This window comes from Devosia beringensis (assembly GCF_014926585.1).
Taxonomy (GTDB): Bacteria; Pseudomonadota; Alphaproteobacteria; order Rhizobiales; family Devosiaceae; genus Devosia; species Devosia beringensis.
On sequence record NZ_CP045422.1, the window covers coordinates 3,115,918 to 3,141,462 of the forward strand.

A 25,545-nucleotide genomic window follows, 5' to 3' on the forward strand; every position below is an offset into this window, starting at 1 on the left:
CGGATGACCAGTGCCTGACACAAAGAAAAAGGCCCCGGTTCCCCGGGGCCTTTTGATTTTCGTGGGTCTCTTGCTGACTTAGGCGAGGCGGCCGCTGGCATGGGCCAGGGTGGTATAGACCTTGCCGCGATCGGAGAGCAGGTGCTCGCGGGTCTCGGCGGCGGGCCGGGCGCCTGAAGCGGCGCGCTTCAGCAGCTGCTCGAACTCGCTCATATAGGCCGTTGCCGTGCGCGCGAATTCCGGGTCGCGCTGCAGCTTCTTGCGCACGTCGTCATAGGTGCCCTGGCCGGCCAGGGTGTAGATACGGCGCGAGAACACATTGGATTCACCGGCCTGATAGCGGGCCCAAGCATCGGCCAGGGCGGCGTCGTCGATCGCCTGGGCAATCTCTTCGCTCAGCCCGGACAGGCCTGGCTGGATCTGCTGGGTGCTCTGCTGCTTGGCCGTGGCATTGCGCAGCACGTCGCGCAGCCAGCCGCCTTCATCAGGCGCGGCTTCCGGTGCGGTGGCGACCGGTGCGGGCTGGCGCACCGGCTGCGGCTGGCGCAGCGGTGGCTCGGGCATGTCCATGGGCTCAGGCGCCCGCTCGAGGGTGCGGATCGGATCGGCCAGGGTCTGGCGGGCCGGTTCGGCACGGTAGCTGTCGCGGGCCGGCTCGGGCTGGCGCTGCGGCTGATAGACGGGCGTCTCGCGGCGGGGTTCCTGGCGCGGTTCGGGACGTGTCTCCTGGCGGGGCTCGGGCCGGGCGGTCAGGCGCGGTGGGGTGCCGCGGCGATCGTTGACATCGTGAGTAGCCGGCTGGCTGCGCACGATGGCGTTGAGCTCGCTGAGTGCCTCGATCTGCTCGGCCACGACGCGGCGCATGGCAGCGGCGCTGGCGCGGGTTTCCTCGGGCAGTTCGTTGACGCCGCGGGCCAGTTCGGCGCGGGTGGCTTCGAGCTCACTGCCCACTTCGCGGGCTGTCTCGCGCATGGCCTGGGCCGTGTCGTTGAAGCGCTGGGTGGCCTCTTCGATGGCCCTCTGCATTTCCACGATCATCTGCTGCTGGGCTGCCTGCAGGGCGGCGCTGGCGCGGCGGCCTTCGGCGTCGGCAGTGCCGCGGAACTGGCCAAGGCGTTCGGTAACCTGGCCGGCGGTTTCGTCCAGCGCCTGGCGGAACTGGCCGGTATTGAGGCTGATGGCCTGGCGGACCGAGGATGAGCTGTCGTTGAGCGTCTCGGCCAGCGTGCCGCTGGTGGCGTTGAGCACATCGGTGACATTGCCGGCCGTCGAGGCCAGCACGTCACTGATGCGATGGGCGTTTTCTTCGAGGGCAGCAGCAGCGGCGTCGGCGGCACGGCGTACCACATTGTCCATCTGCGCGGCATTGCTCGAGAGCGAGTTGTTGAAGCGCTCATTGGAGGTGTAGAGCGCGTCGCTGACATTGCTAGTCGAGGTGCGGATGGCCTCGGTAATGGTGCCGGTGGTCTGTTCGAGCGTCTCGGCGACGGTATTGCTGGTGGCTGACAGGGCTTCGTCCATGGCGCGACGGGCGCCGATCAGGCGGCGTTCGGTATCGTTGACGGTGTCGGCGATCGACTGGGCGAACAGGCGCATGCGGCCGTCGATATCGTCTGCGCGGGCAGCAAAGCTCTGGGCCAGCGAATCCATGGCGCCGCGGCGTTCTTCGAGATTACCTATGGCCTGGTCGCTGGTGATGGCCAGGGCATTGGTGGCCTGAGACATGTTGGTGGTCTCGGCGTCGAGCTTGCCCAGGATCGAGGAGAACTCGTCGACCATGCCGCGAATGGTGTTCTGCAGCGCGCCGACATGCTGGCTGACCATGGAGCCGGCCTGTTCGGTCTGGCCGATAGCCTCGCGCACGGTGGCCGAATAGGTCGAGGTCTGCTGGGCGACACTGGTTTCGAGGTTGGCCAGGTTGGCGGTCGAGGCGTCGAGCACCCGCTGCAGCAGCAGGTTGGAGTCGTTGAGCTTGCCCAGCGCGGCGGTGACATCGGTGAGGATGCGCGAGGTCGAGACCGCCATGATGGACTCGGCTTCCTTGGCATTCTCGCCCAAGGCGTTGCGCAGCAGGTTGCCATGGCTGTTGAGCGCGGTCTGCAGCTCTTCGGACTTGACGGTGACCAGGTCGGCGAAGGTGCTAGTGTGCTCCTCGACCGAGCGGTTGATACTGCTCAGGCGGCTTTCGATCTGGTCGACGGCGCCCACGGCCTTGACGCTGAGCAGCTGGTCGACCTCGGTGGCCGCCACGCGGATCTGGTCGAGCGCGGCGCGCACCGCGCCGTCCATGTGGTTGGCAGTGTTGCTGATATCGGTGGCGATATTCTGGGTGGCCGCGGTGATGCGGGTGGCAATGGTTTCCTCGATGCGGTCGGCGCCGGCTTCGAGGTCGGCCATCGACTGGGTGATCGAGGTATTGATCGAGGCATTGAGCGCCGAGAGGCGGTCCGCGGTGATATCGGCACGGGCGGTGATGGCCTCGGGCAGGGTGCCCAGGCGGCTGTCGACCATTTCGGTAATGGCCTGGCGGGCGGAATTGACGCCGCTCTCGATCAGGTCGGCGGCCTTGCGGGCGCTTTCGCCCACGGTCAGCGAGGCCGATTCAATGCGGGCGCTGACGCCGTGCTCGGCATCGGTCATGCGGGCAATGGCGCTGTCGAGGCCCTCGCCGAGATGCACGTTCACTTCCGATACCTTGGTGACGATCATCTCGGACATCGAGTTGACGTGCTCGCTCATGGTATTGGTCGCATCGCGCAGCGTCAGGTCGATCTTGGCGCGCGCTTCGTCACCCTGCTGGGTAATGGTGTCGGCCAGTTCGGTGGTGCGCATGCCGATGGTTTCGCTGATCGAGGCGGTATGCGTCGCCAGCGTGTCGCCCAGGGCCTCGGTGCGGGCGTTGAGCGCCTCGGACAGCTGCTGGGTGCGGGTATTGACCGCCTGGGCCAGCTGCTGGGTGCCGCCATCAAGGGTGGCGCGCAGTTCGACGCTGCGGGTGTCGAGCTCGCCGGCAATGGCTGCCGTGCTGGTGCCGACCTGTTCGACGAGGCTGCTGGTGCGCTCTTCGAGCTGGTTGGCGACGTGGCCGAAGCGCGAGTCGATCTCGAGCGTCATGGCAATGGTCTTTTCCGACAGGGTGTCGGCCAGGCGCTGCGTGCGGCCGGCGATCACCTGGTCGAAGGCGCTGGTGCTGCCGCTGAGGGCCTCGCCCAGTTCCTGGCTGCGCACGCGGATGGTCTCGCCGAAATCGCGGGCCCGGGCGTCGAGCGTCTGGTCCAGCTGCTCGGCATGGGTCTGCATGGTGCTGCCCAGCTCGCCGGCGCGGGTGGCCAGGATGGTGTCGAGTGCCTTGGTGCGGTCGTCGAGTGCCTCGGCAATGACGCCGGCATGGCCTTCGAGCGATTCAGCGATTTCGCGGCTGCGATTGCTCAGGGTCTCGGTCAGCGCCTTGGTGCGGGCGCCGAGCACTTCGTTCATCTCGCGGGTGCGTTCGCTGACCACGTCGTTGAAGCGGCCGGATTCCTCGTTCAGCGCCATTTCGAGCACGTTGGCGCGGGCGGCAAAGCTGGTGCCCTGCTGCTCGAGGCGGGCGATCAGGTTGTCGCCCTTGTCGCCGACCACGCCATCGAGGGCGCTGAGGCGGGCATCGAGAATGCTGGTGATCTCGCTGAGCTTGGTATCGAACTGGCTGAGCGTGTCCTGGCCGGCCGAGGCCAGGGTGATGCGGGCGCGTTCGGAGGTGTCGTCCAGCGCGCCATTGATCTCGATGACCGCCGACTGCATGCGGCTGTCCATGGCATTGAGCTGGATGGACACCGATTCATCGAGCTGGCGGGTGAGGGCGCTGAGCAGCACCTCGGCCTCGCGCGAACGGGAGGAGATATCCTCGGCAATGCGCTGGCCGATCATGTCGAGCCCGCCGGTCACTTCGTGGCCGCGATCCTGCAGCTGGTTGAGCAGCGCAGTGCCGCCGTCGGTGAGCAGGTTGGAGAGCGTGCTGGTGCGCTCGTCAAAGGCGGTGGACAGGCGATCGGTGCCGGACTCGATGAGGCCCGCAATGGTCATGCTGCGGTCTTCAAAGGCGGTGGTGAAGGTGGCGGTGCGTTCCTCGATCAGGCGGGTGCGCTGGTCGATGCTGTCGCCGATCTGGCCAGCGCGGCCATCGAGGGCCTCAGTCAGGGCATTGATGCGGCTGTCGACGCCGGCGGTCAGGTGGTCGGCGCGCTCGTCGAGGGTGCGGGCCATATTGGCCGTCTGGTCCTCAAAGGTCAGCGACAGGCGGCCGGTGCTCTGGTCGAGCGCGGACATGAAATCGGTGGTGCGATTATCGACCAGCGAGACAAAGCTCTCCGTGCGGTCGCCAAAGGCGCTGGTCAGGGTATTGCCGGCTGTTTCGAGCGCACGGGTGAGGTTGCCGCCGCTTTCGACGATGGTGCCGGAAATGCGCTGGCTGATCATGTCGAGGTCAAAGACCAGGCCGGTATGGCTCTCGGTAATGGCCTCGCGCACGCGGTCGGTATTGGTGAGCACGCTTTCGCGCTGGCTGGCCAGTTCGGCGATCAGCGCCCGCATGCGCGATTCATTGTCCGAATAGGTGCGCTCAAGCGCGGTGACCTCGTTGTGGATCATCACTTCGAGCTCGCCGGCGCGCGACAGAGCGCGTTCGAGGCCATCGCCCAGGGCATTGACCTCGCGGCGCACGGCCTGGCCGACCGAGGCGACCTTGTCGGCGGCGGTCACTTCGGGCTCGGCCAGCCGCATGGCGGCCTGGGTGATCGAGGAGGCGGCGTTGCGCAGGTCCTGGGCACGGCGGAACAGCGTGGCAATGCCGAAGAAGGCCAGTACCGGCACGACCATGATGGCGGCCAGGCCGATGAAGTCGATGGTGCCGATAAAGCCGGGCAGGTTGTTCAGCTGGCTGCCATAGCGCAGCCAGCCGCCGGCGCCGGAAATGGCCAGCCAGAGGATGGAGACCAGGACGGCGATCCAGATCGGCGCGGAGGAGGAGCGATTGTGCAGGCTGTAGAGGATTTTCGAGGTCGGGAAGCGATCGTCATTGGCGACGGCACCGGCCTGCTGGGCGATCTTGTCGGCGGCGCGGAGCCGCTCGCTGCGACCGGCATCGGTCACCTTGCGTTCACTGGCCTGCTGGGCGGCGTTGTCCATATTGAACACCGATTCCTTGAGGGCATCTTCAACGGCGGAGAATGCCAGCGCGGCGGGATCGTTCGTGGGGGTCGGGTTCTTCGCCATACTCTTTACAACTCTCGCGTCGGCTTGGCAGCTACAAGGCGGACTTAAGGAGAAGTATGTCCCCGACCCGTTGAAGGGGCCGTGGTCAAACCGGAACAATTCGATGCAAAAGCCACCGATTGCCCGCAACCCTCGCCGCCGCGCGCTGGTTTAAAGCCCATTAATACATTCAATTTGAACCAAACCGAACGGAATCTTACCCATAGGTTAATTTTCTGGGGAAGCGCCGGGCCATCAGGAGCGGCAAAGCAAGGCGAAGATGTGGCTTAATCAGGTGTTCACCTGGCCATATTAGGGTAGCGCCTGCGGCATTGTCCCAGTTGGACGCGTAGCCGTGTGTAACGGAGCGACCAGCATGGCGCAGACTTCAGCCGCCGTCGACCAGACCGAAAGCCGCGCGCCGACCCGGCCGGAGCGGCCGATCGACCTGGTGCACCTGGCCAAGCAGTGCATGGGCGACGCCCGTCTCGAACAGGAAATCCTGCGGCTCTACGATACTACGCTCAAGACCTATTTCGGCCGGCTGCAGCTGGCCGCCAGCTATGACGACCTGACGCTCAACATTCATTCCATCAAGGGCGCTTCCGATGGGGTGGGGGCCTTCGCCATCGCCAACCTGGCCCGGGCCGCCGAAACCGAACTGCAGGCCGGCCGACCCCTGGCACCCGAGCGCATCGACGATCTGGGCCTTGCCGTCGAAGAAGCCCGCGCCTTCATCGCCCGCCTGCTGGACAACGCACCGGCTTAGGCGGCTGATTGCAGGAATTGCCTCAGCATACCTCATGGTAAGCCCGTTGAAGGGCGAGGTCATGGCTGGGCGCCTCCCATCACCAGTTTGACCCTCTCCGCACCATCCCCTATATAGCGGCCAACCTGCCGCGCCGATGCAGCGGCCCAACCGTCCAGCAGATCCATGTCCTTATCCAGTGTTGCCGAGGCTGCGCCCCGGTCCCTTGCCGAACCTTTCCGTACCCGTCGTACCTTTGCGATCATCTCGCATCCGGACGCCGGCAAGACCACACTGACCGAGCGGTTGCTGGCGGCCGCCGGGGCGATCCAGACGGCCGGCGCCGTGCGTGGCAAGGCCGGCGTGCGCTCGACCCGGTCGGACTGGATGGAAATGGAGCAGAAGCGCGGCATTTCCATCACCTCCTCGGTGATGACCTTCGACTATGACGGGCTGACGCTGAACCTGCTTGATACGCCGGGCCACTCGGACTTTTCCGAAGACACCTATCGCACGCTGACCGCGGTGGACGCCGCCATCATGGTGATCGACGCCGCCAAGGGCATCGAGGCGCAGACGCTCAAGCTGTTCGAAGTGTGCCGCCTGCGCGACATTCCCATCATTACCTTCATCAACAAGGTCGACCGCGAGGGTCTGTCGCCGCTCGAGCTGATCGACGAGATCCAGGGCAAGCTGGCGCTCGATCTCACCCCCGTGCTGTGGCCGATTGGGCAGGGCGTGGATTTCCGCGGCTATCTTGACCTGCTGGAAAAGCGCGTGCTCAACCCGCAGGGCAAGCCGATCGCTGAATATGAAGCGATCGAGGACCTGCTCGACAACGAGACGCTGGTCGATGATCCGGTCTTCATGACGGCGCTGGAGAGTCTGGAAATGGCGACGGCCATGCTGCCGGCCTTCGACCTTGCTACCTTTCATGCCGGCCATCTCAGCCCGGTGCTGTTCGGCTCTGCGCTCAAGGGTATCGGCGTGGCCGAACTGCTGCGCACTTTGGGCGAATGGGGCCCCGAGCCGCGGCCGCAGCCGGCCATTCCGGCGCCGATCGATCCGAGCGAGAAAAAGGTCGTCGGCTTTGTCTTCAAGGTGCAGGCGAACATGGACGCCAATCACCGCGACCGTATCGCCTTCGTCCGGCTCTGCTCGGGCACCTTCACCCGCGGCATGCGGCTCAAGAATGTGCGCTCGGGCAAGGATATGGCTGTCAGCAATCCGATGTTCTTTTTCGGCAATGACCGCGAACTGGCCGAACAGGCCGTGGCCGGCGACATTGTCGGCATTCCCAATCACGGCACGCTGTCGGTCGGCGATACGCTGACCGAAGGGGCCAATATCAATGTGACGGGCATCCCGAACTTCGCGCCGGAAATCATCCGTCGCGTGCGGCTGGTCGATCACATGAAGACCAAGCAGATGGCCAAGGCGCTGTCGGATCTGTCCGAAGAGGGCGTGACCCAGGTGTTCCGCCGCATGGTGGGCGCCGACTGGATCGTCGGCGTGGTGGGCCAGCTGCAGCTCGAAGTGCTGAGCTCGCGCGTTGCCGGCGAATATGGCGTGCCGATCACCTTTGAGAGCCTCAATTACGAAGTGGCGCGCTGGGTGGAGAGCGATGAGCCGGCTGAACTCGCCCGGTTTATCACGGCCCAGAAGATCAACATGGCCGAGGACCGCACCGGGGCGCCGGTCTTTCTGGCGCAGAATGCCTGGTGGGCCGACCGGGCCAAGCAGGACTTTCCCAAGATCCGCTTTCTGACCACCAAGGAACGCCATTGACCGCCCCCGCTCCCGATCGCATCGAAGAACTGCTCAACGCCACCAAGACGGCGTTCATCGCCGGTTCGCTGGTGCGGCTGAAGCTGGGCGGCTATCACGGGGCGGAGCCGGACCTCAAGGGCATCGAGATCAAGAAGATCACGGTCAAGGGCGGCGACCGCTTCTCCTTCACCTATCGCTACAAGACGCGCGACATCATCAAGAACTTCATCCAGCCCGAGGCGCTGGCTTTGCTGCGCACCGGGCTCAAGGATGAGTTCAGCATGGCGCAGCTGGCCACCACTGGCTTTGACATGGTGCTGGAGCGCAACGGCCTCAAGATCCGCCTCAAGCGCACCGAGGTGGAAGGCCGCGAGGCGCCCTCGACCGAGCACAACCGCGCCAAGAACCGGCCGCTCAATGGCAGCGACAAGCCTTGGCTCAAGGCGCTCGGCATTGCCGGCAAAGATGGCGTGGTGCGCAGCGATGCGCAGGACAAGTTCCGCCAGATCAACAAGATGGTCGAAATCTTTGCGCCGCTGATTCAAGCGCTTAAGGCGGAACAGCCGCTGATCGTGGACATGGGCGCGGGCAAGGGCTATCTCGATTTTGCGCTCTATGACTACCTCTCCACCGTCGCCAAGCGGCCGGTGGGCGTGGTTGGCGTGGAAATGCGCGAGCAGCTGGTGGCCGACGGCAATGCCACGGCGCAGCAATCGGGCTTTGACGGGTTGAGCTTCCAGACCGGGACAATTCTGGATTTCGATGCCACCGGCGCCGATGCGGTGATCGCGCTGCATGCCTGCGACACCGCCACCGATGACGCCATCTTCAAGGGCATCAGCGCCGGCGCGGTGCTGATCGCGGTGGCGCCCTGCTGCCACAAGCAGATCCGTCGCCAGATGGAAGCCGGCAAACCCGACGCCCAGCTCGATTTCCTGCTGCGCCACGGCACCTTCTTGGAAAAGCAGGCCGAAATGGTCACCGACGGGCTGCGCGCGCTGCTGCTCGAGCTCAACGGCTACCGCACCAAGGTGTTCGAGTTCGTTTCCGACGCGCATACGCCCAAGAACAACCTGATCGTCGCCGAAAAGGATGACCGGGTCGGCCGCGATCGCGAGGCGATCCTCAGGCAGATCGCCGCGATCAAGGCCCTGTTCGGCATCGAAGAGCATTATCTCGAGGGCCTGCTGGGCGCGCGGGATGCAGGACCGCTGTGAGCCGGCTGCGGGTTTCTAAACCCGCTCTGATCCCCTATATCGGCTGACAAAGCCAATCCCCGTGAGACCCATGACCAAGATCACCTTTGTGCAGTCCGATGGCGAGCGTATCGAGACCGAAGCCCAGGCCGGCTCCACCGTGATGGAAACCGCCATCATGAATGCCATTCCCGGCATCGTTGCCGAATGCGGCGGCGCCTGCACCTGCGCCACCTGCCATGTCTATATCGATGACGCCTGGACCGAAACGGTGGGCGGCCCCTCGATGATGGAAGAGGATATGCTGGACTTCGCCTTTGACGTGAAGGCGTCGAGCCGGCTGTCCTGCCAGATCAAGGTCAAGGATGCGCTCGATGGCCTGATCGTGCATGTGCCATCCCGGCAGGGCTGATCCAGGCCGGCCAGGGGCGGGACGGGGCTAAGCAAAAATTGCTCGCCCGACCCCGCGCACAGATTCTTTTGGCGGCAGCGCGGCTTTGGCAAAGCACCCATTCCACGCCGTGCCCGCTGAGGGAAATATAGAAGCGATTGACTATCAACGCCTTGCTGCAAAGGCGCGGTTTCGCCTATTTTGACGGACAGTCACAACAGGGTTCCAATGGGTCACCTCAACACATTTCCGTTGAGCTACAAGGTTCGTGGTCTACGCATCGCCATTATCGGCGGCGGCGAGGAAGCCCTGAACAAGGTCCGGTTGGTTACTAAGACGACTGCAATGGTCGTGATTATTGCCCGCCATGTCGAGGCTGATTTTTCCCCCTTTGACGTCCTGGTGCACGAGCGCCCCTTTGCTGAAGCCGACCTGGACGGCGTGGCGCTGGTGTTTGTGGCCGAAGAGGGCGCCGACGCCGAGCTGGCCAAGGCTACTGCCCGCGCGCGTAACATCCCGCTCAATGTGGTCGATGTCCCTGCGGAATGCGATTTCTATACGCCGTCCATCGTTGATCGCGCGCCGCTGACGGTGGCGATTTCCAGCGAAGGCGATGCCCCCGTGCTGGCGCGGCTGGTGCGGGCCCGCATCGAGGCCATGCTGCCGCCCGGCTTTGGCAAGATTGCGCGGCTGGCCGGTGGATTGCGCCAGCGCGTCGAGAGCCTTATTCACACCGGTCCCGCCCGCCGGCGCTATTACGAGGCGCTGGTGACCTCGCCCCAGGTCGAGGCTGCCGTCGCTTTGAGCCCGATTGCCGGCCGTTACGAGGCTGAAGTGCTGCTCGATCAGCATCAGAGCCAGAGCAATAGTGCCGGCGTGGTCTGGCTGATCGGCGCCGGGCCAGGGTCGGAAGACCTGCTCACGCTGCGGGCCCAGCGGCTGCTGCAGCAGGCCGATGTCATCGTGCATGACCAGTTGGTGCCCGACCTCGTGGTGCAGATGGGCCGGCGCGATGCCGAGCAGATTTCCGTCGGCAAGGCCAAGGGCCACCACTCGTTCAGCCAGGCGCAGATCAATACGCTGATCGTCCGCCTTGCCAGCGAGGGCAAGAAGGTGGCGCGGCTCAAGTCGGGTGACCCGATGATTTTCGGCCGGGCCGGCGAAGAGATATCCGCGCTGCGCAAGGCCGGCATACAGTATCAGATCGTGCCCGGCGTCAGCGCGGCCATGGCGGCTGCAGCCGATACGGCGACGCCAGTCACGCTGCGCAAGGTGTCGAGCGGCTTCATCATGGCCACCGCGCATGGCGCTGAAGACAGCGAGCTGGCCCATTGGGCGGCTCTGGCGCAATCCGGGCTGACCCTGGCGCTCTATATGGGCAAATCCATCGCCTCCGAAGTGGCGGCGCGGCTGGTGGCGCATGGCGCGCGCCCGTCCACGCCGGTGGGCATAGTGGTCAATGCCGGGCGCCCCCAGATGACAACATATTCGGGCAATCTGTCATCCTTGATCGAATGGGATGCGACGCTTGCCGACGGTCCGGCAATCATTTTTGTGGGCGAAGCGGTCGCCGCCGGCGATTGGGCCAATGCGGCGCAGATCGCCGCCCAGAACTTCAAGGTAGCGTAACGGCATGGAAATTCTCACCGGCAATGAACTGACCTCCGGAGGGACGGTTTATCTCGATAGGTCAGGCGCCTGGGTCGAAGACCTGCAGGCCGCCCGGGTCTTCGCCAAGGAGGAGGCAGCCGAGCGCGACGCTGCCCTGGCCGCGACCAAGGGCACCGGAAGGGTGATCAGCCTTGAGATCGAAGAAATAACGCTCGATCAAGGGCTTATCGTGCCCAAGCGGTTGCGCGAGCGCATTCGGGCAGCGGGTCCCACCGCGCCTTTGACATTGAACGGCGCGATCTATGACCGCCAGCATCTGGGTGAGGACGGTCATGTATCGATATGACGAATTTGACGCGGCCTTTGTCGCGGGCCGCACGGCGCAGTTTGCCGATCAGGTCAACCGGCGCCTGTCGGGCGAGCTGAGCGAAGACCAGTTCCGCCCGCTGCGGCTGATGAACGGGCTCTATCTGCAGCTGCACGCCTATATGCTGCGGATTGCCGTGCCTTACGGGACTTTGTCGAGCCGGCAGATGCGCAAGCTGGCTCACATCGCCCGCGTCTATGACCGCGGCTATGGCCACTTCACCACGCGGCAGAACATCCAGTTCAACTGGCCCAAACTGAAGGATATTCCGGCGATACTGGAGGAATTGGCCAGCGTCGAGATGCACGCTATCCAGACCTCGGGCAATTGCATCCGCAATACCACGACCGACCAGTTTGCTGGCGCTGCCGCCGACGAGATCATCGATCCGCGCCCGGTGGCCGAGATCATCCGGCAGTGGTCGAGCCTGCACCCCGAATTCACCTATCTGCCGCGCAAGTTCAAGATCGCCATGACTGGGTCGCCCAATGACCGGGCCGCCATCCGCTTCCACGACATCGGCCTGCAGGCCGCTGTCAACGGGGCAGGGGAAACCGGCTGGGAAGTGTGGGTCGGTGGTGGCTTGGGTCGTACGCCGATGATCGGCAAGCTGATCAACAGCTTTGTGCCCAACGAACACCTGCTCGCCTATCTCGAGAGCATCATGCGCGTCTATAACCGCTATGGGCGGCGCGACAACAAGTACAAGGCGCGCATCAAGATCCTGGTGCATGAAGAGGGCCTCGAGACCATCAAGGGCCAGGTCGAGGCCGAGTTCGCCGAAGTGCGCGGTGGCGTGCTGACACTGCCGCAGCAGGAACTCGATCGTATCACGGCCTATTTTGCCCCGCCGGCCTTTGCCGATCGCAGCGGCAGCAAGGTCGACGTCGCCTATGAATCGATCATCGACCCCGCCTATGGCCGCTGGCTCGACAACAATATCAATGCCCATCGCGAGGCCGGCTATGCCTCGGTGACCATCTCGCTCAAGCCGATTGGCGGCGCACCCGGCGACGCCACCGACGTACAGATGGACGTAGTGGCCGACCTGGCCGAAAGCTACTCGTTTGACGAGCTGCGCGTGACCCACGAGCAGAACCTGGTGCTGCCGCATGTGGCGGTGGCTGATCTGCGCGCCGTCTACGATGTTCTGGTTGCGGCCAAGTTGGCTGACGGCAATGCCGGGCTGATTACCGACATGATCTGCTGCCCGGGTCTTGATTTCTGCGCCTTGGCCAATGCCCGCTCGATCCCGATCGCGCAGGAAATCACGCACCGTTTCGCGGCGCCGGAACGGCAGAAGGAAATCGGCGATCTCAAGATCAAGATTTCCGGCTGCATCAATGCCTGCGGCCACCACCATGTCGGCCATATCGGCATTCTGGGCGTCGAGAAGAAGGGCGGCGAGCTCTATCAGATCACGCTGGGCGGCGACGCCACCGAGCTGGCATCGGTGGGCAAGATCATCGGACCCGGCTTTGAGGCCGAGGCCGTGCCGGGCGCCATCGAGACGCTGGTCGATACCTATATTGCCCGGCGCCAGAGCGCCGACGAGACGTTCATCCAGGCCTATCGCCGGCTCGGCGAAGCGCCGTTCAAGGAGGCCCTTTATGGCGCAGCCTAAGCCGGTGCACGTCCCGGCCGCGCATGACAAGCTGCGGGCCCTGGGCATTCTGGCGCTCAACGGCATGTTCGACGAGATGGATGCGGTGGGCGTGTTGCGTCAGGCTGCGGTCGACGTGCTGCCCGGCGACCTGGCGATCGTGTCCTCATTCGGGGCGGATTCGGCTGTGCTGCTGCACCTGGTGGCGCAGGTGGACCCCAGCCTGCCGGTCTATTTTCTCGAAACCGGCAAGCACTTCGCTGAAACGTTGGACTATGTCGAGACGCTCAAGAGCCATCTCGGCCTGATCAATGTGCACGCCATCCATCCCAATGCGGCCGACATCAAGCGCTTCGATCCTGCCGGCACGCTGTGGGAGACCGACCCCGACAGCTGCTGCCATATCCGCAAGACCGAGCCGCTGGAGCCCATTACCGAGCAATATGCCGGCTGGGCTACGGGGCGGAAGCGCTTCCAGACCAAGGAACGCGGCGTCCTGCCGCACTTCGAGCTGACCAGCGATGACCGGATCAAGGTCAACCCTTTGGCCTACTTTACCGATGCCGATGTCAACCAGTACAAGGTCGACCACGGCTTGCCCGAGCATCCGCTGTTCGCTAAGGGCTACAAGTCGATTGGCTGCGCGCCCTGCACCTCGGTGGTTGCCGAGGGCGAGGACTCGCGGGCCGGACGGTGGCGCGGTCTCAACAAGAAAGAGTGCGGCATCCATTTCGATTTCAACGGAGCGATTGCCTCTCCCATGACAGCTGCCAAGCGACACACATTGTGGAAAGACGGCGCCTTCATCGCCGATCCGTTCCATGCCTGGACCGATGAGAGCATCCCGGCAACGGCGAGCTATACTCACGTGCCCCTGCCGGTATTTCTGGCCAATCGTGAGGCCTTTCTGGCCAATCCGCATCCGCTGGGCCTGCTGGTGTCGCCGGGCGACCGGATCGAGGACGTCGAGGCCGATCTTGGCGGCTTTGCCTCGATCGCCATCGCCTTCCCGGCATTTACGGATGGTCGCGGCTATTCGACGGCCCGGATGCTGACTGAACGTTATCAGTACGCTAACGAAATCCGCGCGGTTGGTGACGTGCTGCAGGACCAGATTCCGCTGATGCGGCGCTGCGGCATCAATGCGCTGGTGGTGACGCATGAGCCCACGCGTGAGGCGCTTAGTGAAAACCGGCTGCCCGAAGTGGCCATTTTCTACCAGCCCACCGGCACGACCGAAGTGCCCGTCGGCACCCGCCCCTTCCTTCGCCGCGCCTCCTGATATAGGGGAAGCGCGAGGCTTTCCCGAGCTTGCGCCCGTCGCATTTTCCGCAATGACCGAGGGCGGTGGCCCTCCAACTGGACCTGAGATCAATGAGCACTGAAATCACCACCGATGTCGTCGTCATCGGCGCCGGCCCCTGCGGGCTGTTTGCGGCGTTCGAGCTCGGTCTGCTTGACCTCAAATGCCATTTCATCGACATCCTGGACCGTCCCGGCGGGCAGTGCGCCGAGCTTTATCCGGAAAAGCCGATCTACGACATTCCGGGTTTTCCCGTGGTGACCGGCCAGCATCTCACCGACAATCTGATGGCGCAGATCGCGCCGTTTGCGCCCGAATTCCACTTCAACCGCATGGTCAATTCCATCGAGAAGCAGGCAGACGGCTCGTTCAGGCTGGCCACCGATGCCGACGAGATCTTCCATGCCAAGGTGGTGGTGATCGCGGCTGGCGGCGGCTCATTCCAGCCCAAGCGCCCGCCCGTCGAGGGCATCGAGGCCTTCGAAAACCAGTCGGTCTTCTATTCCGTCCGCAAGATGGACGACTTCCGCGGCCAGGACGTGGTGATCGTCGGCGGTGGTGACTCGGCGCTCGACTGGACGCTCAACCTGCAGCCCATCGCGCGCTCACTGACGCTGGTGCATCGCCGCGCCGTGTTCAAGGCAGCGCCGGCCTCGGTCAACAAGATGCAGGCGCTGGTGGGCGAGGGCAAGATCAACTTCCTGACCGGCCAGATTGCCAAGCTCGACGGCGCGGACGGGCAGATCAACCATGTGCACCTGATCACCGATGCCGGTGATCTCTCGGTGCCGGCAACGCGGCTGCTGCCGTTCTTCGGGCTGACGATGAAGCTCGGTCCCGTGGCCGATTGGGGCCTTGAACTCAACGACAACACCATTGTGGTGGACACCGAGAAGTTCCAGACCTCGGTCCCGGGCATCTTCGCCATTGGCGACATCAATTCCTATCCGGGCAAGCTCAAGCTGATCCTGAGCGGCTTCCATGAAGCAGCGCTGATGGCCCAGGCCGCCAAGGCAATTACCTCGCCGGGCGAACGCGTGGTGTTCCAGTACACGACCAGTTCGACCAAGCTGCAGAAGAAGCTGGGCGTGGCCTGATGAAGATCCTGGTAACCGATCAGGCGGGGGACGAGCACGAGCTCGAAGGGCTTGACGGCTGGCGGACCATGGAAGTGATCCGCGACTGGGGCCTCAACATCAAGGCGGAATGCGGTGGCGCCTGTTCCTGCGCCACCTGCCACGTCTATGTCGAGGATGGCTGGTTCGACAAACTGCCGCCGCCCAGCGACGATGAAGAAGACCTGCTCTATTCGACGCTCGACAAGAAGCCCAATTCCCGCCTCAGCTGCCAGATCCTGCTGTCCGAGGATCTGGACGGCATGAGAGTCACCCTGGCCCCGAGTTCGGCCAAGGAGTGACCGCTTTTTTGCTTGATGACAAATTGTCGCAGGTATAAAAGCTGCGCCCAACTTCGCTCGCGCCATTGCGGCTGAGTGTTTTGCTTGGGGGTTGCTATGGACTTCTACCTGATCATCAAATTGCTGCATGTATTGACGGCGACCGTCTGGGTCGGTGGCGGCTTTGTCTTCATGGTCGCAGCGGAAGTGGCGCAGCGGGCGCCGGGCCCGGTCTATGGCGGGTTTTCCGCCGTTGGCGCCCGGCTGGGCAATTTGGTGTTCGTGCCCGCCGCGATGCTGACGCTGCTGCTCGGCATCGTGCTGACGATCATGTCATGGAGCTTTGGCGATCTGTGGATTCTGCTGGCGCTGGTGGGCATTGCGGTCAGCATCGGCCTTGGCTTGATTGTCATCAAGCCGGGCTCTGACAAGATTGCCGAACTGGCACAGAGTGAAGGCCCCGACAGCCCGCGTGTTCGCGACATGAGCGCTGCCCTGTTGCACAGGGGGCGTTTTGATCTTGTCCTGATGGCCGTGATCATCGCCGACATGGTGTTCAAGCCCGGCTATGGCGACGTGGTGATCCTGTCGATCATGGGGGCCGTGCTGGCGGCGGGAGCGGTCGCATTTCTGGTGGTCAAGCCGCAGCCTGCCGCAGTTGCAGCCTGACGGTCAGGCCGCGCGAAGAGTACTGCATGGTTCCAGGCAGCTCATTGTGCGGCTTTGTACGGCCTATGATAGACGGTTTATTAGAAGTCGTTCGGCAAGATGGCGTCAGCGTCAGAACCATCATGATTGCTACCAGGATTTGGAATGACGACACCGACCAGCTGCGAAGGCTGCCGCAATACCGATGCGAGCAGCTTTGCCATCCCCTTCACCATGGCTTTCCAGCCTATCATTGACGTTTCGGCCGGCGCGATCTGGGGATATGAAGCCTTGGTGCGCGGCACCGGAGGCGAGGGGGCTTTGCAGGTGCTCAGCCAGGTCACCGACCAGAACCGCTATGCCTTCGATCAGGCGTGCCGGGTCAAGGCGATCGAACTGGCCGGCAGGGCCATTGGCGATCAGCACACCAAGCTCAGCATCAACTTCATGCCCAATGCCGTCTACGAGCCCTCGGCCTGTATCCGCGCCACTCTGGCAGCAGCGGCGCGCACGCAGTTCGATACCAACCGGCTGATGTTTGAATTCACTGAAAACGAGCACATTGCCGACGCGGCGCACGTCAATCACATCGTCGCGGAATATCGGCGGATGGGCTTTACCACCGCCATCGACGATTTCGGCGCGGGCTATGCCGGGCTGTCGCTGCTGGCGCGGTTTCAGACCGATCTGATCAAGATCGATATGGAGCTGGTGCGCGATATCGACGGATCCAAGGTCAAGCAGGCCATCGTGCGAGCCCTGGCGGGGCTGGCCAGCGAACTGGGCATTACGCTGCTCGCCGAAGGGGTGGAAACAGCGGCCGAACTGAACGTCCTGCGGAACCTCGGCATTGCCCTGTTTCAGGGCTATTATTTCGCCAAGCCCAGGCTTGAAGGGTTCACCACCAGCAGCGAGCTGATCCACAAGGCGGCCTGACTCACCTGACAGCTGCGCCTACTTGGCCGCGTCACCAGCCAGCTTGGTCAATTCCGGGATGAAGTCCCGGACCATGGGCTGCGGTTGCGTTTCAAAAGGCAGGGGGCGGACCACCCGGATGGCGGCGATGCCGACGCGGACGGTCATTAGCCCGTTGACCACGCCCTCGCCCAGCCGCGCCGAGAGCTTGGCGGCGAGGCCCTGGCCGACGAGCTGTTCAACCAGGCCATCGGTGAGCACCAAGCCACCGGTGACGGCCAGATGCGCCAGCACCGCGCCGGTAAGCCGCCAGAAGCCAAAAAAACCCGGCCGAGCGCCATAAAGGGCGGCAATGGCGCCGGCGAGGCGGACGCTCTCATAGATGACAAAGGCAATATCGACCAAAGCGCGCGGCGACACGGCGGTGACCAAGGCGACGCGGCGCGCCGAGGCGGCGGTGAGCGCCTTGGCCCGGGCATCGAGCGGCGCCATCAGGGTGCGCTCGGCCATGGCGATGATTTCGGTACCGTCAAACAGATGCGGCAGGTGATCGGCAACGGTCTGGCGGGCGCGGGCCTGCTCGGGATGGTCGGCATAGATGGCAGAGAGCCGGTCCGTGACCTGGGTGGCCTTGCTCTGATCGTTGTCGGCGGTCGCCAGAGCCGCATCGCTACGCAGGGCATCCAAGACGCGCAGGCGGCGCAGGGCGAAGGCTTCGCGCGCCGCCAGCACCAGCACTGCCAGCAGAAAGATGCCCAGCACGCCCAGGCCGAGCCAGCCCAGCGCTTCATTGGCGGCAAAGAGGTCGCGGATCAGGCGGTCAGCGGCCAAGCCAAGGCCGGCCGAAACCAGGATGCCGCCGGTGGTCCAGACGAGGCGTCCGAGCCAGCCCATACGTTTGGGCAGGGGCGCTACCAGCGTTTCGTCATCGACCGTATCGAAGGGGTTGTCGCTGAGTTCGACGGCGGCGGGGGCAAAGGCGCGGGGCGCCCGGATGAGCGCATCGGTCTCGGCAGTGATGGCGGTGGGTCGAGCGGCCGGACGTTTCATGCGAGCCAGTCTCCCACCAGATAATCTAGTGCCCGGTCGAAGCGGATATGGGGCAGCACGATATCGCCGCTGGCATTGCGATCGAGCTTTTGCGGCGGGGCAAATCGCAGGAAGTTCAGCGCCACCGGGTTGCCGTCCTCAAACAGTGAATCGGGGCGATCGGGCAAGTCCCCGGGAAACAAGGCAATTTCGGTCTTGCCGTCATAGCTGGTGCCATCGAGGCTCTCGCCCTGTAGCGGCGTGCCGATAATGGTGTTGAGCGTCTGCCCGCCTTCGGAAATCGTGCCTTCCTGCGTGGCGCGAATGCCGGCCAGGGCGATCGAACGCGTCTCGGTGCCGGCAAAGCGGGCGCGCTTGCTGGCATTGGCCACCAGCCGGTTGAGGATGGTTTCGAGGCGGTCGTGACTGCTGTGGTGCACGTGGTCCGCCTTGGTCGCCGCGAACAGGATCCGGTCGATGCGGCGGGCGAAGGGGCGAAGCAGCGGGTTGGTCTCGCCCTGGCGGAAACAGGCCAGCACCGAAGTCAGCGCGGTTTCGAGATCGGCCACGGCGGCCGGACCGGCATTGAGTGCCCGCAGCGTGTCCACCAGCACGATCTGGCGATCGAGCCGGGCGAAGTGATCGCGGAAGAAGGGGCGCACGACCTGTGCCTTGTAGGCCTCGAAGCGGTGTTCGAGCATGGCGTAGAGGCTGCCGCTGCGGACCGGTTGGGCCGGCGCGGTAAGTGGCGCGAAGGTCAGTGCCGGCGATCCTTCAAGGTCGCCGGGCAGGAGGAACCGGCCGGGGGGCAGGGTGGAAAGGGCGCCATGTTCGCGGCTGCGCCGCAGATAGTCGGTAAAGGCGGCGGCCAGGCGCTCGGCATCGGGGTCACTGGCGTCCTTGCGCGGATCGACGGCGGCGAGTTCGGCCAGGAACGGCGCCGCCTCCTTGCCCGAACCCGGCCGGCGGGCGCGCTCGAGGGCTTCGGCGCTCCAGTCGGCAAAGCTCATGCCCAGCAAAGGCAGGTCAAGCAGCCATTCGCCGGGATAATCGACGATGTCGAGGTTGAGGGTCGAAGGCCCCCGCAGGCCGGCATACCAGTGCCTCGACTGGAATTTCAGGACAATGCGCAGTTGGGAGATGCGGCGCGTCCCCTCGGGCCAGACGGGGTGCTTGCCGGTCAGGGACTCCAGATGCTGCTCATAGGCAAAACGGGGAATGGTCGCGTCGGGATAGTCGGCCAGCCGGGCGCCGATGAAGCGGCCTTCGGCCATGGCGGCAAAGCCGGGCATGCGGCCGCCGGTGAGCAGATTGTGCACCAAGGCGGTGATGAAGATGGTCTTGCCGGCGCGGCTCAGCCCGGTGACGCCGAGGCGCAAAGTGGGCGTAAAGGCGCCGGTTGCGGCATCGGCCAGATTGGAGAGGGCAATGCCCAGTTCATCGGCGATGGTGGTTGGCGGTTGCGGCACGCAGGGCTCTCCCGGAGAACCCGCAAGATAGGGATTTGTGCAGAAGGTTCAATGGGCCCCGCGCTCTGGCGGGGCCCGGTGTCCACTATTCTGCCTTGGTGCCGATCTCGGCCATGTCATAGGGCGTGGTCTGGTAGATCTGGTTGATCCAGTTCTGGAACAGCAGATGGGCATGGCTGCGCCAGCGGTTTTCCGGCGTGGCGGTCGTATCTCCATCGGGAAACAGATTGGCGGGTGTCGCGGTATCAAGGCCCGCCTTGACGTCGCGCTCATATTCATCGACGAGCGAACGATTGTCATATTCGAGATGGTTGAGCATGTGGATGGCGCGGTGTTTGGGATCGTCCACCATGCAGATGCCGAAATCGGTATTGTCGATGAGGATTTCCAGATCCGGCCCAAGCGAGGTGCGGTCGATATCGTTGATGCGCGATACCGGGATCATCGGGCTGTCGGAGAAGCCGCGCAGAAAAGGCGAGCGGTCGCCCGTCAGCTGATGCCGGAACACGCCAAAGGCCTTTTGCGGCATGCGATAACGCCGGGCGCCGTGGAAATGGTGCAAGGCCGCCTGGGCGCCCCAGCAGATGAACATGGTGTGGTGCACATGAGTCTGCGTCCAGTTCATGATCTCGACCATTTCGGGCCAGTATTTGATTTCCTCGAACGGGATATGGGCGATCGGCGCGCCGGTGACGATGAAGCCGTCGAACTTGCGGCTGCGCACCTCTTCCCAGGTGCTATAGAAGGAGTTGAGGTAGTCCTCGGAGGTGTTCTTGGACTGGTGATCGGTTACCCGCACCAGCGTCAGATCAACCTGCAGCGGGGTGGCGCCGATCAGCCGGGCGAACTGGGTTTCGGTCCGCTCCTTGTTGGGCATCAGGTTGAGCAGGCCGATTTCGAGCGGGCGGATGTCCTGGCGCGCGGCGCGCGTGGAATCCATCACATTGACGCCCTCGTCCTCGAGGGTTTTGCGGGCAGGCAGGTTGTCGGGAATTCGGATAGGCATGGCAGCCTCTTGGATGGCGATAATGACGAAGCTATTCAAGCAGTGCGCGTCTCCCCCAGGGGACGCGCTAGCGCATTCGCTGCTCGATCGCTGCCGCCATCAGGTCGATGAATTCGTCGCCGTCGCGGACCAGGGCCAGATCCGACGCTTCCACGACATAGCCGAAATTGTCGGCCAGCGCCTGGTAGCGCGGCAGCCGGTCATGCAGCAGGGCCTCAAAGCCCCAGGCGCCGAAGCCCGCCGGATCGACATCGTTGTCGTCGTGAATGCCGTGGATCAATTTGTACTCGGCCCATTTCTCGATGAGAAACCGGGGCGGATAGTACATGGGCTTGGGGCTTTTCTTGTAGCGGCGGATCAGTTCGGCCGCATCCTTGCCGGTGCCGCGGATATAGAGCATGGCGGTTGAGGCCGCGAGCGTGCTGATCACCGGATCGTCCGGATTGGCCGGGTCGACCACCTCAATCAGCGAGCCGCCGGTATCGGCGATGAAATTGTCATAGCCATAGAGCTGTTTGGCACGTTCGATGAAGTGCGACACATCCTGCAGGGCCGCAATTTCGGCGATGCGATGCTGCTCCTGGCGGCGCTGATACTCGACCAGCGGCAGGCCGTGCTTGTCCGGGTCGCCGGGCGTGCCGAGATAGCTCGACAGCGGATCGAGGTTCTCGAAGGTCAGGTTCGACGAGATATAGATCGAGTCCGAGCGCAGCAGTTCGGCCAGGAACGGCACCTTCATGGCTTCGCGCTTGAAGTTGTCGACGATGGCTTCACCCATATAGCGCGTGCCGATGCGGTAATCGGCCGAATAGTGAAACCAGTTCGAGGCCCGCAGCATGGCCGACAGGCGCGTCTTGCCGACGCCCGCCATGCCAAACACCGTCACGGCGCGGCGGGGTGACTTGATGAACTCGTCGGCGGATTGAAACAGCATAAAAAGCCCCTGGCGTCAGGCCTTTCCCAATAAGGCAACGGCCCCGTGTTCACAAGCGGGCGGCAATTTCTGCCGCCATGTCGGACTCTTTTGCCTGTTGCAGTGGGCGCGCCGTCGGTTCGGCGTCAGATTATCCAACACAATCAAGGGGCAACGCGGTTGGCACTGTACTTGCAGTTATACGGTGGACCAGGCGCAACCAGGCGCAAAAAGTTTTCGGGAGTGATTGATGGGTATCTATGGCGCGCTTTCCAGTGCGGTGACGGGTCTGCGGGCCCAGGCGCATGCGCTGGAAAACATCTCGGGCAACATCGCGAACTCGCAGACAACGGGTTACAAGCGCATCGAAACCGATTTCATCGACCTGATCCCCGATGCGCCGATCAAGCGACAGGTGCCCGGCGCCGTGCTGGCGCAGTCGCGCGGTACCAATGATATCCAGGGCGATATCAAGACGGTGTCGAACGAAACCTTCATCGCACTGAATTCGAGCGGCTTCTTTGTGGTTGAGCCCAAGGTCGGCCAGTCCGACGGCAATTCGGTGTTTGCCGGCACCAATTTCTATACCCGCCGCGGCGACTTCGAAATCGACAAGGACGGTATGCTCGTCAACGGCGCCGGCTATTACCTCAAGGGTCTGCCGATCGACACGACGACGGGCAATATTTCTGGTTCGGTGCCTGAAGTTATCCGTTTGTCCAACGCTTTCCTGCCAGCACAGAACACGCAGCGCATTGCCTATCAGGCCAACCTGCCACAGTTGCCCAAGACGACCAATTACAACGCCACCGTCTATAACAGCGAATTGCTCGAGCCAAACAGCTATGCCGGCTATGCCGGTGGTTCGGTCACCTCGGTGATGAATGGCACGGTCAACACGCTGACCGATGCCACCACCGCCACCCCGCTGCTGGCGGATGGACAGTTCATGACCCTTGAGGTCAATGGCACCTCGGTTACCTTCGAGTTCACCACCGACGGCACCGTTGCGACCGGTCGCCAGGCCATCGATATTTCCGGTGCCGCTAACATCGGCACGGTCCGGGCGGAAATGCAGGCAGCGCTGCGCTCCTCCGGCGGCCCGGCAGCGGCGAGCGCCAATGTGGTGCTCACTGGCTCGCCTGGTGCTCTCAGCATCAATCTGGGAAATGACTACCACGCCCAGTTCAAGGTGACCGACGGCACGCCCGCGGCCCTGACTGCTCTGGGGTTCACTGATCCCAGCACGTCGATTGCGCCAACGCGGCCAGCCATCACCACGATTGCCGCCAGCAACGACGCGCTGTTCAAATCCAATTCGGTCGCCGGCGGCGCCATCACCGTCTATGCGGCGAACGGCGCGCCGGCAAACGTGCAGATGCGCTGGGCCAAGGTCGACAGCGCCGCGGCGGGCGGCAAGGATACCTGGAACCTGTTCTACATGTCCGACAGCAAGGCCACCGGGGCGTCCCCGATGTGGACCAGCACCGGCGAAGTCTACACCTTTGGCTCCGACGGCTCCCTTGAGGCGCCGGGAGTGACGAGCAGCACGCTGAGCAACCTGACCATCAATGGCGTGGTCATTGGCGATGTCGAGCTCAAGCACGAGACCAATGGCGTTTCCCAGTTCGCTGACGTCAACGGCACCGTGAACGTGTCCACGCTCAACCAGAATGGCTATGGCGCCGGCGAGTTCGTTTCCGTGGCTATCAATGACAGCGGTCGTGTGGTCGCCACCTATTCGAATGGCGAGCGTATCGATATGGCACAGGTGGTGACAGCGCAGTTCAGCGCCATCAACCAGCTCAAGCGGCTCGATGGCGGCGTATTCTCGTCGACCTCGGAATCCGGTGAAGCCATTCTCGATCTGTCCGGCGAGGGTATCCTGGGCGGCGCGCTGGAAGCGTCAAACACGGATATTTCCGACGAGTTCACCAAGCTCATCGTGACCCAGCAGGCCTATGCCGCCGGCACCCGCATCGTCACCGCGGCTGACAAGATGCTGCAAGAAGCACTGAACATGATCCGCTGAGATTAACCTGCCAGTGCGGTTCGGGGCTCTGTGCTCCGGACCCAGTCCCTCTTTGAGGAGCCCGTGATATGGGTCTGACGACATCCCTTACCAATGCTGTGTCTGGTCTGAAGGTCAATCAGGACTCGCTGGCGCTGGTCAGCCGCAACATCTCCAATTCGGGGACGCCGGGCTACCACAAGCAGTCACTCAATGTCGTCGACTATAATTCCCAATCGAGCAGCTATGCGCGCAGCGTGGGGGCCAACCGGGCATTCAATACGAGCCTGCAGACCTATTACAACCGGCAGGTGTCCGACACGGCCAATTCCACCGTGCAGGCCAACTATCTCAACCGCGTCCAGGGATTTCTGGGCAAGCCCGGTTCAACCGGATCGTTGGACACGATCTTCAGTGACCTGCAGAACTCACTGCAGGCCATTGCCACCAGCCCCGATGACTACACGTCGCGCTCCAATGCCGTGGCGTCGGCCCAGACCATGGCCGAGACGCTGAACCGGCTGTCCAGCACCATCCAGGGCATGCGTCAGGAGACCGAAGGTCAGATCGCCTCCGACGTCCACAACATGAACGGCATGCTGAACTCCCTTTCGGAGGTCAACAAGCGCATGCTTGACTTGGGCATGACCGACAGTGCCCGTTCTGCGCTGCTGGATCAGCGCGATCGGCTGGTGGGTTCGGTGGCAGAACTCATCGATGTCAGGGCTGACTATCGTGGCGACGGCACCGTGGCGCTGATGACCCGTTCGGGCGTGGGCCTGCTGGACAATGGCGTATCGACCTTCAGCTTTGAAAGCGCCGGCAGCCTGTCGGCCAATTCGGTGTTTGATCCGAACTCTGCCGAGACCAAGGTTGGCAAGCTGACACTTACCACACCGTCGGGGCTGACGATCGACCTGGTGACCCAGGGCGTGCTGCAGGGCGGGCAGTTGGGCGGCCTGGTTGCCCTGCGTGACAAGACCCTTGTGGAGGCGCAAGAACAGCTCGACGAAATCGCCTCCGGCCTGGCGCTGGCCTTTTCGACCGTCAAGAATCCAGGTGTTGCGGCGAGCGACGGCGTCGTTCCACCAGCGACCGGCTTCGACATCGATCTGTCCGTGCTCAAGCCCGGCAATGACGTGCTGTTCACCTATACCGAGGGTGGCGTCAGCAAGCAGGTTCGTGTGGTCAATTCGATTGACCCGGTTGATTACAAGGATGCCTCGGGCCAGCGGGTGATCGGCATCGACCTGTCGGGCAATTCTACCGCGGCCGCGGCGGCGTTGAGCGCCAAGTTGCCGGGTCTGGCCATTACCAGCACGGGGGCGGGCAATCTGCGCATCCTTGATGATGGCGCGACGGGCAATACCGACGTCAAGAGCGCCGTGGCGCGCTCGACCTCGACCGGGCTGCAGGGCGCCGGGCTGGCATTCAACCTGTTCGTGGACCAGGGCAATGCGGTTTATACCAATGACCTGGATGGCGACCCACCGCAGAAGCAGGGCTTCGCCGCCCGTATCTCGGTCAATAGTGCCATTGTTGCCAATAACAAGCTGATGGTTCAGCACGAGGTTGGCGGCACGCTGGGCGATGCCGACCGGGCCAATTACATCATCGACCAACTCGCCAGCATGAGCTTTACCTCAGGGGGCAATCCAGCCGCCAATGCCGACAAGTTCCAGCTGACCGGCAAGCTCAGCGAAGTGATCGGTCAGGTCATCGGTTTCCAGGGTGCCAGCATCAACGCGGCTTTGACCAAGGCCGATGACCGGCAGCTGACGCTCGACACCATCTCCGACCAGATGCAGACCGAGTATGGCGTCAACCTCGACGAGGAAATGGCCCGGCTGATGGAACTGCAGAATGCCTATTCGGCCAATGCCCGGGTTATCTCGGTGGTCAAGGAACTGCTCGATGCCCTGCTGGCCTCAGTTTGA

At 63.5% G+C, this 25,545-nt stretch carries 19 protein-coding genes; 14 read left to right on the plus strand and 5 right to left on the minus strand.

Going from position 1 to position 25,545, the window contains the following annotated elements; genetic code table 11:
- Positions 1–78: 78 nt before the first annotated feature.
- Positions 79–5,253: an apolipoprotein A-IV repeat region-like domain-containing protein gene (locus tag GDR53_RS15170; RefSeq protein WP_193335295.1), complete on the minus strand. Its 5,175-nt coding sequence runs from the start codon at positions 5,251–5,253 to the stop codon at positions 79–81.
- Positions 5,254–5,608: 355 nt separating this feature from the next.
- Between GDR53_RS15170 and GDR53_RS15175 the strand changes: the two genes are divergently transcribed.
- The 12 genes from GDR53_RS15175 to GDR53_RS15230 all read left to right on the plus strand — a co-directional run bounded on the left by GDR53_RS15175 (position 5,609) and on the right by GDR53_RS15230 (position 17,201).
- Positions 5,609–6,001 (plus strand): Hpt domain-containing protein, encoded by a 393-nt coding sequence (locus GDR53_RS15175; protein WP_193335296.1) that lies wholly within the window; start codon positions 5,609–5,611, stop codon positions 5,999–6,001.
- Positions 6,002–6,166: 165 nt separating this feature from the next.
- The gene (locus tag GDR53_RS15180) at positions 6,167–7,768 is read left to right on the plus strand and encodes a peptide chain release factor 3 (RefSeq protein ID WP_193335297.1); all 1,602 of its coding nucleotides are present in this window, start codon (positions 6,167–6,169) and stop codon (positions 7,766–7,768) included.
- On the plus strand, positions 7,765–8,967 hold the full coding sequence (locus GDR53_RS15185) for a class I SAM-dependent methyltransferase (RefSeq protein ID WP_210321342.1): 1,203 nt from the start codon (positions 7,765–7,767) through the stop codon (positions 8,965–8,967). The genes GDR53_RS15180 and GDR53_RS15185 overlap by 4 nt, the downstream gene beginning before the upstream one ends.
- Before the next feature lie 70 nt (positions 8,968–9,037).
- Entirely contained in the window at positions 9,038–9,358 is a 321-nt protein-coding gene (locus GDR53_RS15190; RefSeq protein ID WP_193335298.1) for a 2Fe-2S iron-sulfur cluster-binding protein, read from the plus strand.
- 207 nt (positions 9,359–9,565) lie between these two features.
- Complete coding sequence (gene cysG, locus GDR53_RS15195) at positions 9,566–10,966, plus strand: siroheme synthase CysG (protein ID WP_193335299.1); 1,401 nt, start codon at positions 9,566–9,568, stop codon at positions 10,964–10,966.
- Positions 10,967–10,970: 4 nt separating this feature from the next.
- The gene (locus tag GDR53_RS15200; RefSeq protein WP_193335300.1) at positions 10,971–11,294 is read left to right on the plus strand and encodes a DUF2849 domain-containing protein; all 324 of its coding nucleotides are present in this window, start codon (positions 10,971–10,973) and stop codon (positions 11,292–11,294) included.
- Complete coding sequence (locus GDR53_RS15205) at positions 11,281–12,939, plus strand: nitrite/sulfite reductase (RefSeq protein ID WP_193335301.1); 1,659 nt, start codon at positions 11,281–11,283, stop codon at positions 12,937–12,939. The genes GDR53_RS15200 and GDR53_RS15205 overlap by 14 nt, the downstream gene beginning before the upstream one ends.
- Complete coding sequence (locus GDR53_RS15210) at positions 12,926–14,200, plus strand: phosphoadenylyl-sulfate reductase (RefSeq protein ID WP_193335302.1); 1,275 nt, start codon at positions 12,926–12,928, stop codon at positions 14,198–14,200. Before GDR53_RS15205 ends, GDR53_RS15210 begins: the two co-directional genes overlap by 14 nt.
- Positions 14,201–14,292: 92 nt before the next feature.
- Positions 14,293–15,318, plus strand: coding sequence for an NAD(P)/FAD-dependent oxidoreductase (locus tag GDR53_RS15215; RefSeq protein WP_193335303.1), 1,026 nt, complete (start codon positions 14,293–14,295; stop codon positions 15,316–15,318).
- Entirely contained in the window at positions 15,318–15,638 is a 321-nt protein-coding gene (locus GDR53_RS15220; protein WP_193335304.1) for a 2Fe-2S iron-sulfur cluster-binding protein, read from the plus strand. The genes GDR53_RS15215 and GDR53_RS15220 overlap by 1 nt, the downstream gene beginning before the upstream one ends.
- 96 nt (positions 15,639–15,734) lie before the next feature.
- The gene (locus GDR53_RS15225; protein WP_193335305.1) at positions 15,735–16,286 is read left to right on the plus strand and encodes a DUF2269 family protein; all 552 of its coding nucleotides are present in this window, start codon (positions 15,735–15,737) and stop codon (positions 16,284–16,286) included.
- Positions 16,287–16,430: 144 nt separating this feature from the next.
- Positions 16,431–17,201, plus strand: a complete 771-nt coding sequence (locus GDR53_RS15230) for an EAL domain-containing protein (protein WP_193335306.1) — start codon at positions 16,431–16,433, stop codon at positions 17,199–17,201.
- Between the two features lie 18 nt (positions 17,202–17,219).
- On the opposite strand, the gene GDR53_RS15235 is transcribed toward GDR53_RS15230, so the two are convergent.
- From GDR53_RS15235 to GDR53_RS15250, 4 genes are all read right to left on the minus strand, one after another.
- Complete coding sequence (locus GDR53_RS15235; RefSeq protein WP_193335307.1) at positions 17,220–18,230, minus strand: YcjF family protein; 1,011 nt, start codon at positions 18,228–18,230, stop codon at positions 17,220–17,222.
- Positions 18,227–19,678 carry a YcjX family GTP-binding protein gene (locus GDR53_RS15240; RefSeq protein WP_193335308.1) on the minus strand — a complete coding sequence of 484 codons (1,452 nt, stop codon included), beginning with the start codon at positions 19,676–19,678 and terminating at the stop codon, positions 18,227–18,229. Before GDR53_RS15240 ends, GDR53_RS15235 begins: the two co-directional genes overlap by 4 nt.
- A gap of 85 nt (positions 19,679–19,763) precedes the next feature.
- Entirely contained in the window at positions 19,764–20,684 is a 921-nt protein-coding gene (locus GDR53_RS15245) for a homoserine O-succinyltransferase (RefSeq protein ID WP_193335309.1), read from the minus strand.
- Positions 20,685–20,751: 67 nt separating this feature from the next.
- Positions 20,752–21,618: an ATPase gene (locus GDR53_RS15250; RefSeq protein WP_193335310.1), complete on the minus strand. Its 867-nt coding sequence runs from the start codon at positions 21,616–21,618 to the stop codon at positions 20,752–20,754.
- A gap of 229 nt (positions 21,619–21,847) precedes the next feature.
- Between GDR53_RS15250 and GDR53_RS15255 the strand changes: the two genes are divergently transcribed.
- Together GDR53_RS15255 and flgK are read left to right on the plus strand one after the other, a co-directional pair.
- On the plus strand, positions 21,848–23,629 hold the full coding sequence (locus tag GDR53_RS15255; protein ID WP_193335311.1) for a flagellar hook protein FlgE: 1,782 nt from the start codon (positions 21,848–21,850) through the stop codon (positions 23,627–23,629).
- A 68-nt stretch (positions 23,630–23,697) separates the two neighbouring features.
- Positions 23,698–25,545: a flagellar hook-associated protein FlgK gene (flgK, locus tag GDR53_RS15260; protein ID WP_193335312.1), complete on the plus strand. Its 1,848-nt coding sequence runs from the start codon at positions 23,698–23,700 to the stop codon at positions 25,543–25,545.